The 13100-nt window shown below is 47.9% G+C and carries 11 protein-coding genes; 5 read left to right on the top strand and 6 right to left on the bottom strand.

All coding sequences use genetic code 11. The annotated features are described in order from the left end of the window. Positions 1-2 precede the first annotated feature (2 nt). Positions 3-158, bottom strand: a complete 156-nt coding sequence (locus FSB76_RS31985; protein WP_158642805.1) for a hypothetical protein — start codon at positions 156-158, stop codon at positions 3-5. Between the two features lie 298 nt (positions 159-456). On the opposite strand from FSB76_RS31985, the gene FSB76_RS01460 reads away from it, so the two are divergent. Both FSB76_RS01460 and FSB76_RS01455 read left to right on the top strand, forming a co-directional pair. Then, the gene (locus FSB76_RS01460; protein WP_158642804.1) at positions 457-1317 is read left to right on the top strand and encodes a sensor histidine kinase; all 861 of its coding nucleotides are present in this window, start codon (positions 457-459) and stop codon (positions 1315-1317) included. Continuing rightward, entirely contained in the window at positions 1314-2048 is a 735-nt protein-coding gene (locus FSB76_RS01455; protein WP_147051835.1) for a LytR/AlgR family response regulator transcription factor, read from the top strand. Before FSB76_RS01460 ends, FSB76_RS01455 begins: the two co-directional genes overlap by 4 nt. Here FSB76_RS01455 and FSB76_RS01450 read toward each other — a convergent pair. Next, positions 2045-5047 carry a lantibiotic dehydratase gene (locus tag FSB76_RS01450; protein ID WP_147051834.1) on the bottom strand — a complete coding sequence of 1001 codons (3003 nt, stop codon included), beginning with the start codon at positions 5045-5047 and terminating at the stop codon, positions 2045-2047. The two genes, FSB76_RS01455 and FSB76_RS01450, sit on opposite strands and share 4 nt — an antisense overlap. Before the next feature lie 86 nt (positions 5048-5133). Here FSB76_RS01450 and FSB76_RS01445 point away from each other — a divergent pair, with 86 nt between their 5' ends. Together FSB76_RS01445 and FSB76_RS01440 are read left to right on the top strand one after the other, a co-directional pair. Beyond that, entirely contained in the window at positions 5134-5571 is a 438-nt protein-coding gene (locus FSB76_RS01445) for a MauE/DoxX family redox-associated membrane protein (RefSeq protein WP_147051833.1), read from the top strand. Then, positions 5519-5971: a DUF6520 family protein gene (locus tag FSB76_RS01440; protein ID WP_147051832.1), complete on the top strand. Its 453-nt coding sequence runs from the start codon at positions 5519-5521 to the stop codon at positions 5969-5971. The genes FSB76_RS01445 and FSB76_RS01440 overlap by 53 nt, the downstream gene beginning before the upstream one ends. 49 nt (positions 5972-6020) lie before the next feature. On the opposite strand, the gene FSB76_RS01435 is transcribed toward FSB76_RS01440, so the two are convergent. The 4 genes from FSB76_RS01435 to FSB76_RS01420 are packed head-to-tail and all read right to left on the bottom strand — an operon-like array spanning position 6021 to position 11986. Then, complete coding sequence (locus tag FSB76_RS01435; protein ID WP_147051831.1) at positions 6021-7433, bottom strand: RagB/SusD family nutrient uptake outer membrane protein; 1413 nt, start codon at positions 7431-7433, stop codon at positions 6021-6023. A gap of 9 nt (positions 7434-7442) precedes the next feature. Beyond that, positions 7443-10652, bottom strand: coding sequence for a SusC/RagA family TonB-linked outer membrane protein (locus tag FSB76_RS01430; protein ID WP_147051830.1), 3210 nt, complete (start codon positions 10650-10652; stop codon positions 7443-7445). 32 nt (positions 10653-10684) lie between these two features. Then, positions 10685-11656 carry a TlpA family protein disulfide reductase gene (locus FSB76_RS01425; protein WP_158642803.1) on the bottom strand — a complete coding sequence of 324 codons (972 nt, stop codon included), beginning with the start codon at positions 11654-11656 and terminating at the stop codon, positions 10685-10687. 24 nt (positions 11657-11680) lie between these two features. Further along, positions 11681-11986 carry a hypothetical protein gene (locus FSB76_RS01420; protein WP_147051828.1) on the bottom strand — a complete coding sequence of 102 codons (306 nt, stop codon included), beginning with the start codon at positions 11984-11986 and terminating at the stop codon, positions 11681-11683. Positions 11987-12690: 704 nt separating this feature from the next. Between FSB76_RS01420 and FSB76_RS01415 the strand changes: the two genes are divergently transcribed. Next, entirely contained in the window at positions 12691-12954 is a 264-nt protein-coding gene (locus FSB76_RS01415) for a helix-turn-helix domain-containing protein (RefSeq protein ID WP_147051827.1), read from the top strand. Positions 12955-13100 lie beyond the last annotated feature (146 nt).

The following is a 13100-nucleotide window of genomic DNA, read 5'->3' as shown; positions in this document are numbered from 1 at the left end:
GGTTACACGTAATGCGTTGTGGTAAATAAAGTAGTACACGTGTTTGTAGGATCGGTTTTGGAGCTGGAAGTTTGAACTGTGTTGGTTTGCGAATGGTTAACAAAGTTAAAACGACGTGTTACGGTTTGTTTGGGTAATTTAATGTTGTTGGTTTTCATAATATTATTTTTTTTTACTATATTAATATTTTATAAGAAGAGGCATATTTTTATTACATCAATCCCCTGAAAAATTACACCAAAAATGAACTTCTTAATGAAAGTTGATTTTATTAAATTTTATAGGTACAGGGTGGTTTTCTACCACCTGATGTGGTGGATTTTTTACATTTTTTATGAACTATCTTCTGTTTATTTTGCCATTTCAGAGTTGTATCTGGAGAGGTATTTTTCCTATTTTTTGGTAAACGTATTACTTTTCTATACGCACATTATCATATTAAACCGGACAAAGCATTTGACCAGGGCTAGGTTTTTTAAGGTTTTGTTGCTTATTATCCTGGAAACGCTGGTATTCCTGGCGATTAAGTTGCTGCTGGATCATTTATATAGCAATGGACATGGGTTGATGTTTTCGGAAATCACGCAATTCATTGCGCTCGACTTCAACAGGAACCTGTTTTTTGCCGGCTTGGCCACGCTATTTTGGGCAGCTTCAAATATCTCCGTCTTCGAACGAAAGGCTAAGGATGCCGAAATCAAACAATTAATGGCCGCGCGCGATAACCTCACCCTCGAAGCCAGCCTGGCCCGTTCACAAAACGCCTTGTTGAAACAGCAAATCAATCCGCATCTGCTCTTCAACTCCCTGAATTTTATCCATAGCCTGGTTTACAATAATTCGCCGGAAGCTGCCCAAAATGTCATTCTGCTGGCTGATATTATGCGCTATGGGATAGAAGAAACCGATAAGGATGGCAAAATCTTATTGGCCGATGAAGTTGAACAGGTCCATAATTTAATCCGGATCAGCCAGGCCCGTTTTGAGCACAATAACAAGGTCGATTTTTCGGTTTCGGGGGAAGTAGCTAACCAGAGATTGATACCTATGGTATTGATTACGCTCGTTGAAAACGTTTTTAAACATGGGAATTTTCGGGATTATCCGGCAACGATTAAACTGATGTTAAATCAGCCCGGTAAACTGAAATTCTTGACCCGTAACAAATCAAAACCCAAAACCTCCTACGCAAGGTTACGAAGTACCGGGCTGGAAAACATCCGCATCCGCCTTGATTTTACATACGGACAGGATTATACGCTTTTAACCAGGGAGGTCAACGGGTTCTTCGAAGCTGACCTAAATATAACATTATGACGATCACCACTTTTATAATTGATGACGAGCCTCATGCGGTCAATATACTGAAACAATACGTACAAATGACCTCCGAATTGACGCTGGTCGGCGCGACGACCGATCCTGCAGGTGTTTTATCAAACCTGTCCGGCGGTAATGCCCCGATGCTGCTGCTGGTAGATGTAGATATGCCCGGCATTTCCGGGTTAGAACTTGCTGAGCTGGTTAACAGCGATACGAGTATCATATTCATCACGTCCTTCCGGGAATTTGGCGTCGAAGCATTTGAACTAAAGGCAATTGATTATTTATTAAAACCGGTATCATATGCCCGTTTTTACAAGGCTATCCAAAAAGTAATTACTGTACGGCAAGATAAACAAAATGCTGTCAAAGAACGGGCTTCCTTTTTTGTAAAAGGAGATGCCAAGGAAAAATACATCAAAGTCGTTACCGATGAAATTGTTTACATCGTGGCGGCACTCAACTATATCGAAATTCACCTGGTTGCCGGTAAGGTATTAACCTACCTTACACTGGCAGAGATCCTCTCAGAATTACCTCCGGTCGGTTTCTGCCAGGTCCACCGCTCGTACATCGTTAATTTAAAGCAGGTCAGCGCAATCGAAAAATCACAGGTCAGGCTGCATAATGACCGGACAATTCCAATAGGAAAAGCTTACGAGGCCGCGTTTATGAAACGCCTTGCACCTGAATTCCTCATTAGTAAGCGCCTTTCAGATAATTAACACCCCACACCCCTCAAAACCAGGGATGAGGAATATTTAGATAAGCAAAAACAGATCAGTAATTCATGCCTGCGTTGCTGACCAGGGTATAGCCTGTTTACCTGCATATGGATCAGGTCCGCCAATAAATTCAGCCTTTTCCCATCTGGCCATGCTGCTGAGCCTTTCGCGAGATTTTCGACCGATTCCAGGAAAACTGTTTCTGCTGCCATGTCCTTTGTTTTTTTGTCTGCCGCCAGGTGTTCAAGTGCTGCCTCCAGTTCCCTCGCAACCATCCTGTATTTTCGGTCCAGGTCCAGGCGGAAGTTCCTGGTGTCTCCGAATTCTGCAATAAAGCTTTCTGCCCTTTGCTTGAAAAATTCGGAAAGGGAAGCGCTTCCCTTGGTGAACCTGGCGGCCATTTGATAGACTAATCTGAAAACAGCCATGTCAAATCCATTGGGGGCTTCGGACTTTATCTTTTGGAATATCCAGTCCACGGCAAGTTCACTGCCGGTATGAAAACAGTGTTCAACATTTTCCATTAAAGATTCACTATACCTTTCGACTTCACGAACGTAGGTGTCCTGCTTCACATCCCGCACAAAACCTTTAATGGACTTATGGCCAATTATTCCCGAGATTATTTTGACCACTTCCCCATAATTTGAAATATCGGTGCGGATTCGCAGGCGGATGTGGCTTTCCGGATCATAATACCGGATAAAGAACCACAGCGCTATTTTAGCTTTCGCTGCCTGGTTGAGTTTGCCAATAAGTTTTAACAATATCGTATCAGCTGTTTCTTCGTTACAGTAGATTTTAAAGTATACCCACTGGCTTCCGGGAGGGAATGACCTGTCCAATGCATTCCCCTTTGGACTGTTCTCAATGGCAATTCCGTTATAAATGCGGTCAGCTCTGGTAAGCACTGCAACGAATTGTCCGGCCAGTCTGTTTTTTCCGGCAGTCACCGAACGGTCTGGCGCCAGGTATTCAGTGATTAAAATGTTTTGTTGTTCTTTAAGACAATCCATAAAAAACAAAGCTTCCGCATCACAGGATAGATCAAACACCAGTTTCTGGTCGCTCATCCCCATCGATACCAGGGCAGGTATTCCCCGTTGTTGGCGCATAATGTGCAGTTTACCGATGGATGGTGCGGTGATTAAGCCCGCAATATCTTGATTTTGAAGCCGCCATTTAGCCAGGCTGATGACCATACCCCGGTATTCTACCCTTGGGTAAAAATCAAGCCCGGGGAAAATTTGTTCCAGGTTAAATGTCAGGTTGGCCTGCAGTCCCTGGTATTGCAGGTCGCATAAAAAGCGGAAAATCGCCAGTTCATTGTGATTGAAATTATACGCGGTTGGTAACCGGGGTATCACTCTTTTTTGAAGGCTGACCGATTCGAGCAGGATGTCATCGCCCTGGATCGAAACCTGCAGGTCGTCAAGCCTGATCTGTTGCTGGCCGGTATTACCAGGAAAGGTATTGATGTGGATAATATGGTCGTAAACTGGTTTACGCCGGTTAATGTTATCTACATGGATGTCAGAAAGCTGGTGGATTTCCGCGAATAGGACGTCGGGGTTTGCCATCGCCTCGGCTTTCGCTATTTCCTGGCAAAGCTTATTTGCTTCTTCGCTGAATACGTTAAAGCGGGCGGTTAATGCCGTCGCTGTAGCCCCGCCGTTATTTTCAAGAACAAGCTTGTCAGCAGATTTTGTAAATAACATAGAGATCGACGGCGGTAATTTCGAATTTCCCGCAAGATCACCTAACCCGGAAACATCGTCGTCATGAATGGTCAGCGGAGCGAAAGGGGTAGAGGGCGGCCGCCGCTGCCAGGTTTTTAGAAATAATTGATGTACCGGCGTCCAGTCAATGCGCTTGGTCGGCTCACCTCGCCCGGGAAACGCTACCCCGGCTAAAAGCCCGCCGGCCTTGGTGCCCGCAGGAAGGTTGTCGTAGCCTATACCATAATCAGGGTCGAGCGCCTGGAGCAGGTTGACTTTCTGCCCCTCAAACCTGTTTTTAAAGGCTGCCGAAAAATTTTTCATCGCAGGGGTGGAAAAGGGTATGATGATTTTGCTCAATAACGCAATTGCGGCTGTTAATTCTGATTGTAAAGCGATATCTACGCCGCCGTCCTGCACCGCCCTTTCTAAGCCCGCATAAAATAACTGTCCCCGGAAATCACCCGTCCCTATAGCAGATTCCTGCAGCGCTGCACCGGTCTGCGCGATCGGTGGTGCCTCCGATAAACGTATGTTTTTCAGGGATGCCCATTGTTCGTCAGGCAATATGCCATGACCCCGCTGCGGCTCGATTAACTGTCCGTCAAGTGCGGTCAGGTAGAATTGCTCATTTTGCAAAAAGTTAAAATATTGCGTGGCTTCATCGGGGTTGCAGCTGGTAACCTGGCTGATCTGGTTAACGATATCGGACCGGTAAAGCGGCTTGCCGGCCGCAGGTTTTGCAAGGATCAGGTTGAGCCTTTCTGCTGCGATGCTGTTCAGCGTAAAACGATATTTGCCCTTTTCATCAGTTTTAGACTGAACAAAACTGAGTGATTCTCCGGTCCGTAAAAGTGTAGGGTTAAGGCTGACTTCGAAATCCCCCACATTTTTAAGTTCATTGGGTACATGCGCCAGTAATTCCCGGGAAGGGAGTAAGTGAAGTACCGACTTGCCCGCCTCCACCAGTCTCACCTGACGGCAATCAGCCCAGTTAGCGAGGGTAAACGCTGCGAAGGCCCCGAAAGGCGTGGCGCGAAAGCACATCCGGTTAAAATATTTGAACAGGGAAAAGCGCTCTTTTTTACTCAGCCGCTCCCAGTCAAATTCTTGTTTTTCAAGCGCCCTGTAAAATGCCGGGCTCGCCAGCCAGATCGCGTTCCTGAAATCCTGCCGGCTCAAAATAGCCGGCAGGTTATCCAATGAATATTGATCCGGGCTATAGAACGGTGTTCTTAAAAATACCTTCCCGGTAAACTTGTATTTGATTTTCTCGTCCATATGCGTTGTTGCCAGGGTATATACCCATATACCACTGTTTTACCATTTTCAGTCCCGCTTACTTTGTTTCAGCAAACTGATTCTTTATGAAGGCACTGATCAAATTCACCGTACCACTTTTACTGATCCTCTTATTCACCTATGCTGCCGCAAGTAAGCTGCTTGACATTGGTAGGTTTCGCCTGCAGCTTTACCTTCAGCCATTTCCACATTGGTTTGCGGATTTGCTGCTATACCTGTTGCCCGCCCTGGAGCTAGCACTGGCATTGCTGCTTTGTATTCCCCGCTGGCGTTTGATAGCCCTTATTTCATCTGCCTGCCTGCTTGCGGTGTTTACTGTATATATTTCTTTGGCCCTGTTGCATTTCTGGGACGAAGTCCCTTGTTCCTGCGGCGGCATACTCAATCGCATGTCCTGGAATGTTCACCTCGCATTTAACTGGGCTTTTATCCTTGCCGCTATTACCGCCATTGCCCTGCACCTTACCGACAACCAGGCTGCCAAACCACCGGCCTCACCTTGATAATGCCAAACGGGGGAACGCCGAAAACCCGCAGAACAGAGTAGGCACCATTACTCAATTAAAGTTTTTCGTCCGCTTTTTAGCAAAAACAGCGGTCAGTACCATGAAATCAATTAAAGGAAGCATGATCGCCCTTGCCTTCGTTTTAGGGATCGGCGGCGCATTCGCCACCAACGCACACCATGCTGCGCACAAACCGGCCAAAACCACCGATGTGTGGTGGCAGTTCAACGGCACCCAGGCCCAGATCAGCGATGGCACCAAGTACACCCAGGTGGCCGGCGAACCCGCAGGCTGCTCTGGTAGCAACAATCGTTGCGCTATCCTGGCACCGGCCAATCCCTTGCACACCAATCAGCCCGATTTATCGGCTATCGACCAGGAAGATTTAAAGAACTAATTTTAGATTATCTTCCTCTCGGCGGGAGGTCCATCGGGCCTCCCGTTTTTTAATTTTGTGGGATCCCGGTTTCCGCCACCACCGACGCAGGAATAGGCCAGGTATACCGGCTGTCACCCGGAGGCAGCTCATAGCGCGTCCCGTTAATGATTTTCACCAATGTCTTCTGGTATGCGGGTTCTTTGTTCAGTCGCCGCAGGTCCGACCAGCGCTGCCCCCTTAACACAAGCTCCTTTCTCCTTTCCTGTAAAACCCATCCTAAAACCTGCCGTGCATCGTTCGAAGTCAGCGGAACATAAGAGGATGCCGAATACCTGTTTTTTCGCAGTAAATTCAGGTCGGTCAGGGCTGCTGCCGGATTTCCGAGCCTTGCCGCCGTCTCCGCCCTGATCAGGTATATTTCGTCCGTTGCAGGCCCGTTGAATAAGGCGGTTGTCCCGTCATAGCTCCCGTTAAAATTGTAATACGGCCTGGTGGCTGCCTTTTTGAAAAATAACGGCTTCCTGAGGTCGCCGGTCTCGTAAGAACTATAAAGCGTCGTATCGATCAGGTATCTTGGCGAAAGCAAAACAGGGGCAGACGCCAGTACGGTATGAAAAATTACCTCGTCGTTAAATCGCTTAAATGAGGCGGAACTTCCCGCGGTCAGCAGGTTATAATTCATCAGCTTACCATTTAAACGTATGCTGGAATCTGCATAGGTGTTGGCCTTTTCATAATCACCGGTCACCAGGTAGGTCCTGGCCAGCATGGCATAAGCTGCCTGCTTCCCCGGCCGGGTTTTCGCCGCTACATCTATAGGCAGGTTTGCTGCCGCAAAGGTCAGGTCATGGAGTATCTGCTGGTAAGTCGCCGAAACGGTCGACCGTACTGATTTGATATTCAAATCGGCTGACGCCCGCAACACCAACCCCGCGTCAGTTGCTGCTGTCGCCGGGTCATAAGGCTTGCAAAATTCCTGGGCCAGCTGGTAATAGGAATAGCCCCGATAAAAAGCGGCCTGCCCGCGCACATTGCGCCAGGTGTCGCCGTTGTCGCCGTATTTCGCCGAACCGTCCAGTGCCAGGTTGGCATAAAATACCGCGGTGTAGGGCAGCGACCAGTCGTTCCGCGGTAAGTCGTTAAATACTTCTTTCTCCCAGGTATAAGCATTACGGTTGGTCACCGAAACCGAGGCCCAGGTAATATCCGTAATAAATCCGTCATCGGCCCCGTCAGTACCTGCGTATGGCCATACCTGTGTAAGTACGTTATTGTTATCCAGTATCGCCTGGAAATCTGCAGTGGTAACAGGTACTTGCAAACTTAACGACGGTTTGATATCCAACTGTTTTTTACAGGAAAATAGCAGCAGCAACAGCCCTGGTAGGGCGTATAGCAACGCTGCGCGGGAGCCGTTTCGCAGGCCGGTCCGAAGCCCGGCAACTGCTCCCTTTTTCATATCGGTAATCCTTCTTTTCATCTGTTCATATTAAAAATTTCCACTTAAACCAATCGCTATAGTTCGGGCAGGTTTGATACTGTAAGGGTAATCCGGGTCCAGCGATGTTTTGGTCGCCTTCCAGATAATGCCGAGGTTAGCCGCATACAGGTACACCTGCAGGTGTTTAATGGCAAAGCGCCGTAACTGTTTTTCTCCGGGTTCGTAAGCAAGGCGGACGTCCTGCAACCGGATATGGTCGCCTTTTTCAACGTTAACCGATGACTGGTTATAAAACTGGTCACGCGAGCTGTCTGTCGGGTAAGTAAATGAGGGCACGTTGGTATGCTGCTCATCCCCGGCCTTTTGCCAGCGGCTGGCGTAATCATTGCTTTGGTTGGACCGGGAGAATGCCAGCGCGTCATAGGCAATACCATAGCGCGTCCAGTAATAACCGAATCGGTAGGAGAGGTTGGCCGATACCGACCAGCCACGGTAGCTGAACGTATTACGCAGGTTGCCGTAAGCCGGCGGAACTGCCGGACCGCTGTATTGCAGCTCGTCGACGGTAGTCTTATCAATGATCGCGGCGGCGTCGCTGCTGATCACCCCGTGTATATAGCCCCTCGGGTTGCCAGTCTGGGGATCAAGGCCCGCCCATTTATAGGTCAGAATTGAATACAGGGGTTTACCTTCGAGCGGCGAAACCGTTATACCGGTTGCCACATAATTATAGCCCAGGTTACTGGTCTGGTCATAACTGGTTACCGTATTCCGCGCATAGTTAAACAACAGGTCGGTTTGCCACCCAAAAACACGACGCAGGATATGGGCATGCAGGTTCAATTCTATACCCTTACCTTTCATGGCCGCAACATTGCCCTTATACTGGAATAAATTTGTTGCCGGGTTTAACACCCCGGTCGTCTGGTCAGCCTGCCTGAACCCGATAAGGTCATGACCTTTTTTACTGTAGGCTTCAACCGAGCCCGATAAAATTCCTCCTGCCACCGTAAAATCCACAGCTGCGTTCAGTATCCCCGTCTTTTCCCATCCGAGGTCGGGATTGGGGGGATTGGCGACGGATGCATAGGTCAGGTGACCAATGTTACTTGTTCCGATATAACGTATGGCCGCTTCCGCCGACAGGGTATTGTCCACATTTCCGCTGTAGCCATAGGTAAGCCTTATTTTGAGGTAGGGCAGCCAGGTCAGGTGGTAAAACGCCTCGTTGCTCGCCGTCCAGGCCAAACCTGCCGAATATAGCGGTACGCCCTTTTGGTTGGCATTAACACCAAACAGGTTGGATTCATCCCTGCGTGCGCTGGCCGACACACTATACCGGTTGCCGTAGGCATAAGCAAGGTTACCATACCACGAAAGGTTATAATTGCGGAATGACCCGAAATTGTTCCCATAGGGAATGGTACTGACGCCCTGGTAGGATTGGTTCGCAAGGGCAAAACTTGTTGTGTAATCTACAGGCATGCCCTGCCCGATATCAGCATTATAGCCATAATCCCTGAAATTGCGGGTAGTTGTTTGGTCATTCCGGTATTCATAACCGGCTAAGGCAGTCAGTTGATGCTGCTCCCATGCTTTCCGGTAATTGAGCTGCACACGCAAATTATTCGATTGAAACCTGCTGTCCGAACTGTTCATGATGCCGCCCGCCGGCACAGGCCGCGTTAAACTGCCATCAGCCGCGGTCTGGGTATACCTGTTGACCACATTCCGGGCATAATAGCTGTCTTGGCCGTAAAGGAGGGTCCCATTATTTTGCGCCGCTTCCAGCTGGTAGCGGACCTCAGCCTCGAGCCCGCCCCCAATGGTATAATGTAGTGCCGTGTTTAATAACAGGTTGAGCTGGTCGGAATGGTTATCCGTATTTCGATAATCGCTTAACGGCGTATAGCTCCAGTCCAGGAAACCATTGGCTTTCGATGCATCGGTAAAGCTCTGCCGGTAATCTAATGCCACCGGGAGCGCGTTGCCACGATCATCGGCAAGCCGCGCGTAGGGATACAGTTGTTTCCCGTCGGCGCTGACCAGCGTCGACGGATCGTTACGGCCGGCCATTGTTTTGCTGTCGGTAAAATATACACCGGCATCAAGTTTCAGCTTGGTACCCAGGGTAAAATTATTGTCCGAGCGTAGGTTAAGCCGCCGGTAATTGCCCTGTAGCGCGTCCAGGTTATGGTCATAGCCGGCCGAGAAATAATAGGTGACCCTTTCCGTTCCCCCGCTGAGGTTCAGCGCGTATTGCTGGTTAACAGCCTGGTGGTACCAATATTTTTGCAGGTCATTCCGTAAATCATGTCCGGCAAATACCCCCAGCTGCTGGTCCGCCTGCCCGGCTGTTATTTGGCCGTCACGCTGCGCGATAAGCACCTCAACGGCCGGGGAGAGGTTGGTATGGGTGACCGATTGCTCGTCGTCGTTATAAAAGCCCTGAGCAAATAACTGCTTTTCCACACCGATAAAATCACTCGGTGACATTTGTGGCAGGTAAAAAGCATCCGGTTTGGCGGCCACCGTTACGCTGGCGTTAAATCCGATAGCTAAAGGTTTATTCTTTAAGCCTTTTTTTGTCGTAATCACGATAACGCCATTGCTCGCCCTGACGCCCCAGATCGCTGCCGCCGATGCGTCTTTCAAAATGGTAATGCCATCTACGTCATTGGGGTTAAGGTTATTCAAATCGCCTTCATAAGGGAAATTGTCCAGGATAACCAGCGGCGATGCATTCGCAAAAAGCGTGCTCCTGCCGCGAATGCCCGGCTCCCCCTCGTGGCCTGTACGCCTGTCAAAGAGGATGCTGCTCACCCCGTCCAGCCGCGCCAGTACATTGGTGCCGGGCGACCGGTTCAGCAATTCTTTGCCGACCTGTTCGTACGAGCCGGTAGCATTTTCAAGCGGTATCGACTTGTAGCCATTAGATACGATTTTGATTTCATCCATCTGCTGAAGTGCCAGCCGCATCGTGATCTTAAACTCGTGTTCGCCATGCATCAGCACGGTTTTGGGCAGGTACCCTGCTTTGGTAAATGTCAGGGTATCATGCGCCTGGGCAGCGATGGTAAAGCGCCCGTCTGCGCCGGTAGTTGCCTGCAACTGCTTCGATTTTACGCTTACCCACACATCGGCTATAGGCCGTCCCCCCGGGTCCTGTACCTGCCCCGAAATGCCCTGGGCATGGGCACAAACCTGCAATAAGCAACATAGCCATGCCCCGCACAATATTTTGTATAGATAGGTCATCTGTTTCTTGTTAAATAATAATTCATGGTTATTTATAATGTCAATGGCCCTTCCTCATTCCCATCGCTTGGGGGAAGAAGGCGGAAGGCCTTTCCGCTAAACTCCGACCGCACGCCGAAAAAACGGTCCAGGTCCTCACGGATACTCTTGCGTACAAGCCCCGGCGATGTGCCGGGCAGGTCAAGTTCATAGCAATACAGGCCTGTCCTGTTGCCAAGGTCCATCTGATCCTCCGCCAGGTTAGTCAACCCCTTATAGGCAAGCGCGTAAAGCCGTTTAATGGATACGTTTGTTGCCCGCACGACGGTGAGATGCTTGACGGAATCATAACTAAAGCCCATCGCCGATGGTAGGCCAGGCAGCATACCCGTGATCACCGAGCGGTAACGGTACAGCGTGTCGCTGCCGCCGTTCCCAGCAACCAGCAATGGTTTGTGCCTGTTGTAATCGAGCACATCCTTTTTACTTTTTGGACCGAGCCCTCCGCCTGCAAGCACCTGTTTAATGGTAATGGCATTAACATCCGTGGCCTCGGTAAATCCAAGCACCTTACCGCCGCCGTCAATCCAGACTTCATGCGGTAGTAGCCGGTGCGGGAACAGGGCATGCAGGGCGGTATCGTCGGTTACGGTCCGGAATTTCCAGCCCTTCAGATAGCCGTTCTTCGTTTGGAAGATTTTAATCCGCGCCGATTTTTCCGCGGTTACCGGTAGTATTTGCAGGCGTCCGTTAAATAGCCTGGCCAGCGAGTCCATCCGGCGCAAGGCCTCGATACATCCCCCGCAGGAAGTTGCCCAAAAATCAATGATCAGGAGCTGGCCCTTAAAATCATGGATGTGGACTACATGGTCATCATTATTGAGTATACTTGCCAGTAACAGGTCGGGAACCTGGTCTCCAACTTTGAGTGGCTTCAAAATGGTATTTCGCTTACCTGTATTTTCCTGCGCATGAGTCGCTAAAAAAAAGCAAAGCATGGCCAGGAAGCCTAAAAATCGCTTCATTGTAAACATTATTCAAATAATAAATTAGGGCCGGCTGAGAGGTTCTTTCCCTGTACGGCCGCAGATAAAACACACTCCCGCTTTTCCGTCAATCCTCAGGTCTTCAATGGCCTCCGCCAGGAAAATGAGCTGGTCGAATAATGCGATCAGCTCCCTTTCCTGCGCTTCGGGGTGCTTAATTGATGTATCCTTGTTCAGTGAATACCACCGGAATGCCTCAAAAAGTCCTTCTTTTACAGCTTCTGCATTATATAAGGAAAAAAATGTCTTTAGCTTTTGATCAGGTGTCTGAACTTTAAATTCTGTCAGGTTAATGATGGTGGCATCCATAAAAAAGGCAATAAAGATTCACCCCGCTGAATTCGCAGGTACTATTAAATTGGATTGATTGCAAGGGAACAAACGGCGGCCGGAAGTTTAACTATTAACTGGTTGGCCGCCGCTTATGGAATCATTCGGGGTTCTTGATAATGTTTTTAAGCCGCATTTTGTTGGAGTATATAGGTTCGCGTATTGTTAGCAGGTGGATTGATAATGCGGTTTTGTTAAAATTTGTAAGGAAGGTGAATTGAAGTAAACGAATCAAAACCATGATGCCTTCAAAAGAGTAGGCACTCAAATAGGTGCGCAAAGCACTGGTTTTAATAATTTGAGGTGTCGGTATTAATTTATTCACAGCTTCCATAATTACAATAGATATTATAGGTAAAAAAGCTGGATCCACGGAAAAAAATATGGCGTGGAACTCAACTTACTGTAACTGGGTACCTAGGAGAACCCTGACCACAATAAGTGAGCCCACGCCAATGGCGTGAGCATTGCACCTATCATCTCGTGGTCGTAGAAATTTCCTAGGTTTCAGTTACGAGATTCTAAGCGAATGCTCCAAATTTCTTGAAGTATCGCAAATTTATTATAAAAAGAACATTATCTCTTTTCGATTTTTGCTTATAAGTCAAATATAAAAATAATTTTTTAAAAATAGGCCATATATGTCCTAATTTTTAAAATAATCTTGGGCCATATTGCTCTCATTGGAAAAGCATTACAAAAATCAAGTTTTGATTGATAAACTTCGAGGGAGAATCTTTAAAATTCGTAAGGATAAAAAGATTACGCAGGAAGATTTAGTGAAACTTACTGGTTTTGATATTAGACAAATTGGTAGAATAGAAAGAGGGGAAACAAATCCTACTATTAGTTCAATTGAGGCAATTGCGACAGCCTTAGGCGTTGAAATGATAGATTTATTTAACTTTAAATTAGAGGAAGGCGAAAAATTTACCCTTAAAACCTAATATCGTCAATGGAAATAATGCCTATCAATAATAGGTCCTCGCAAATCTTCTATTTTCGGATAAAGAGTAATCTCTAATATATAACCAGGCAAATTATCTGGGCATGAGATTACTTCACGATCCTTTATGTTAATATCGGAGTTATG

Source organism: Mucilaginibacter ginsenosidivorax (assembly GCF_007971525.1).
Lineage (GTDB): Bacteria > Bacteroidota > Bacteroidia > Sphingobacteriales > Sphingobacteriaceae > Mucilaginibacter > Mucilaginibacter ginsenosidivorax.
Note: the sequence above shows the minus strand (reverse complement) of the source record. Positions and strands in the feature narration are given on the sequence as shown.

Excerpts from the sequence above, each read along its gene's own strand:
- FSB76_RS01455 (WP_147051835.1), top strand. The coding sequence starts at position 1,314 with ATGACGATCACCACTTTTATAATTGATGACGAGCCTCATGCGGTCAAT.
- FSB76_RS01450 (WP_147051834.1), bottom strand. The coding sequence starts at position 5,047 with ATGGACGAGAAAATCAAATACAAGTTTACCGGGAAGGTATTTTTAAGA.
- FSB76_RS01445 (WP_147051833.1), top strand. The coding sequence starts at position 5,134 with ATGAAGGCACTGATCAAATTCACCGTACCACTTTTACTGATCCTCTTA.
- FSB76_RS31985 (WP_158642805.1), bottom strand. The coding sequence starts at position 158 with ATGAAAACCAACAACATTAAATTACCCAAACAAACCGTAACACGTCGT.
- FSB76_RS01430 (WP_147051830.1), bottom strand. The coding sequence starts at position 10,652 with ATGACCTATCTATACAAAATATTGTGCGGGGCATGGCTATGTTGCTTA.
- FSB76_RS01435 (WP_147051831.1), bottom strand. The coding sequence starts at position 7,433 with ATGAAAAGAAGGATTACCGATATGAAAAAGGGAGCAGTTGCCGGGCTT.
- FSB76_RS01425 (WP_158642803.1), bottom strand. The coding sequence starts at position 11,656 with ATGAAGCGATTTTTAGGCTTCCTGGCCATGCTTTGCTTTTTTTTAGCG.
- FSB76_RS01420 (WP_147051828.1), bottom strand. The coding sequence starts at position 11,986 with ATGGATGCCACCATCATTAACCTGACAGAATTTAAAGTTCAGACACCT.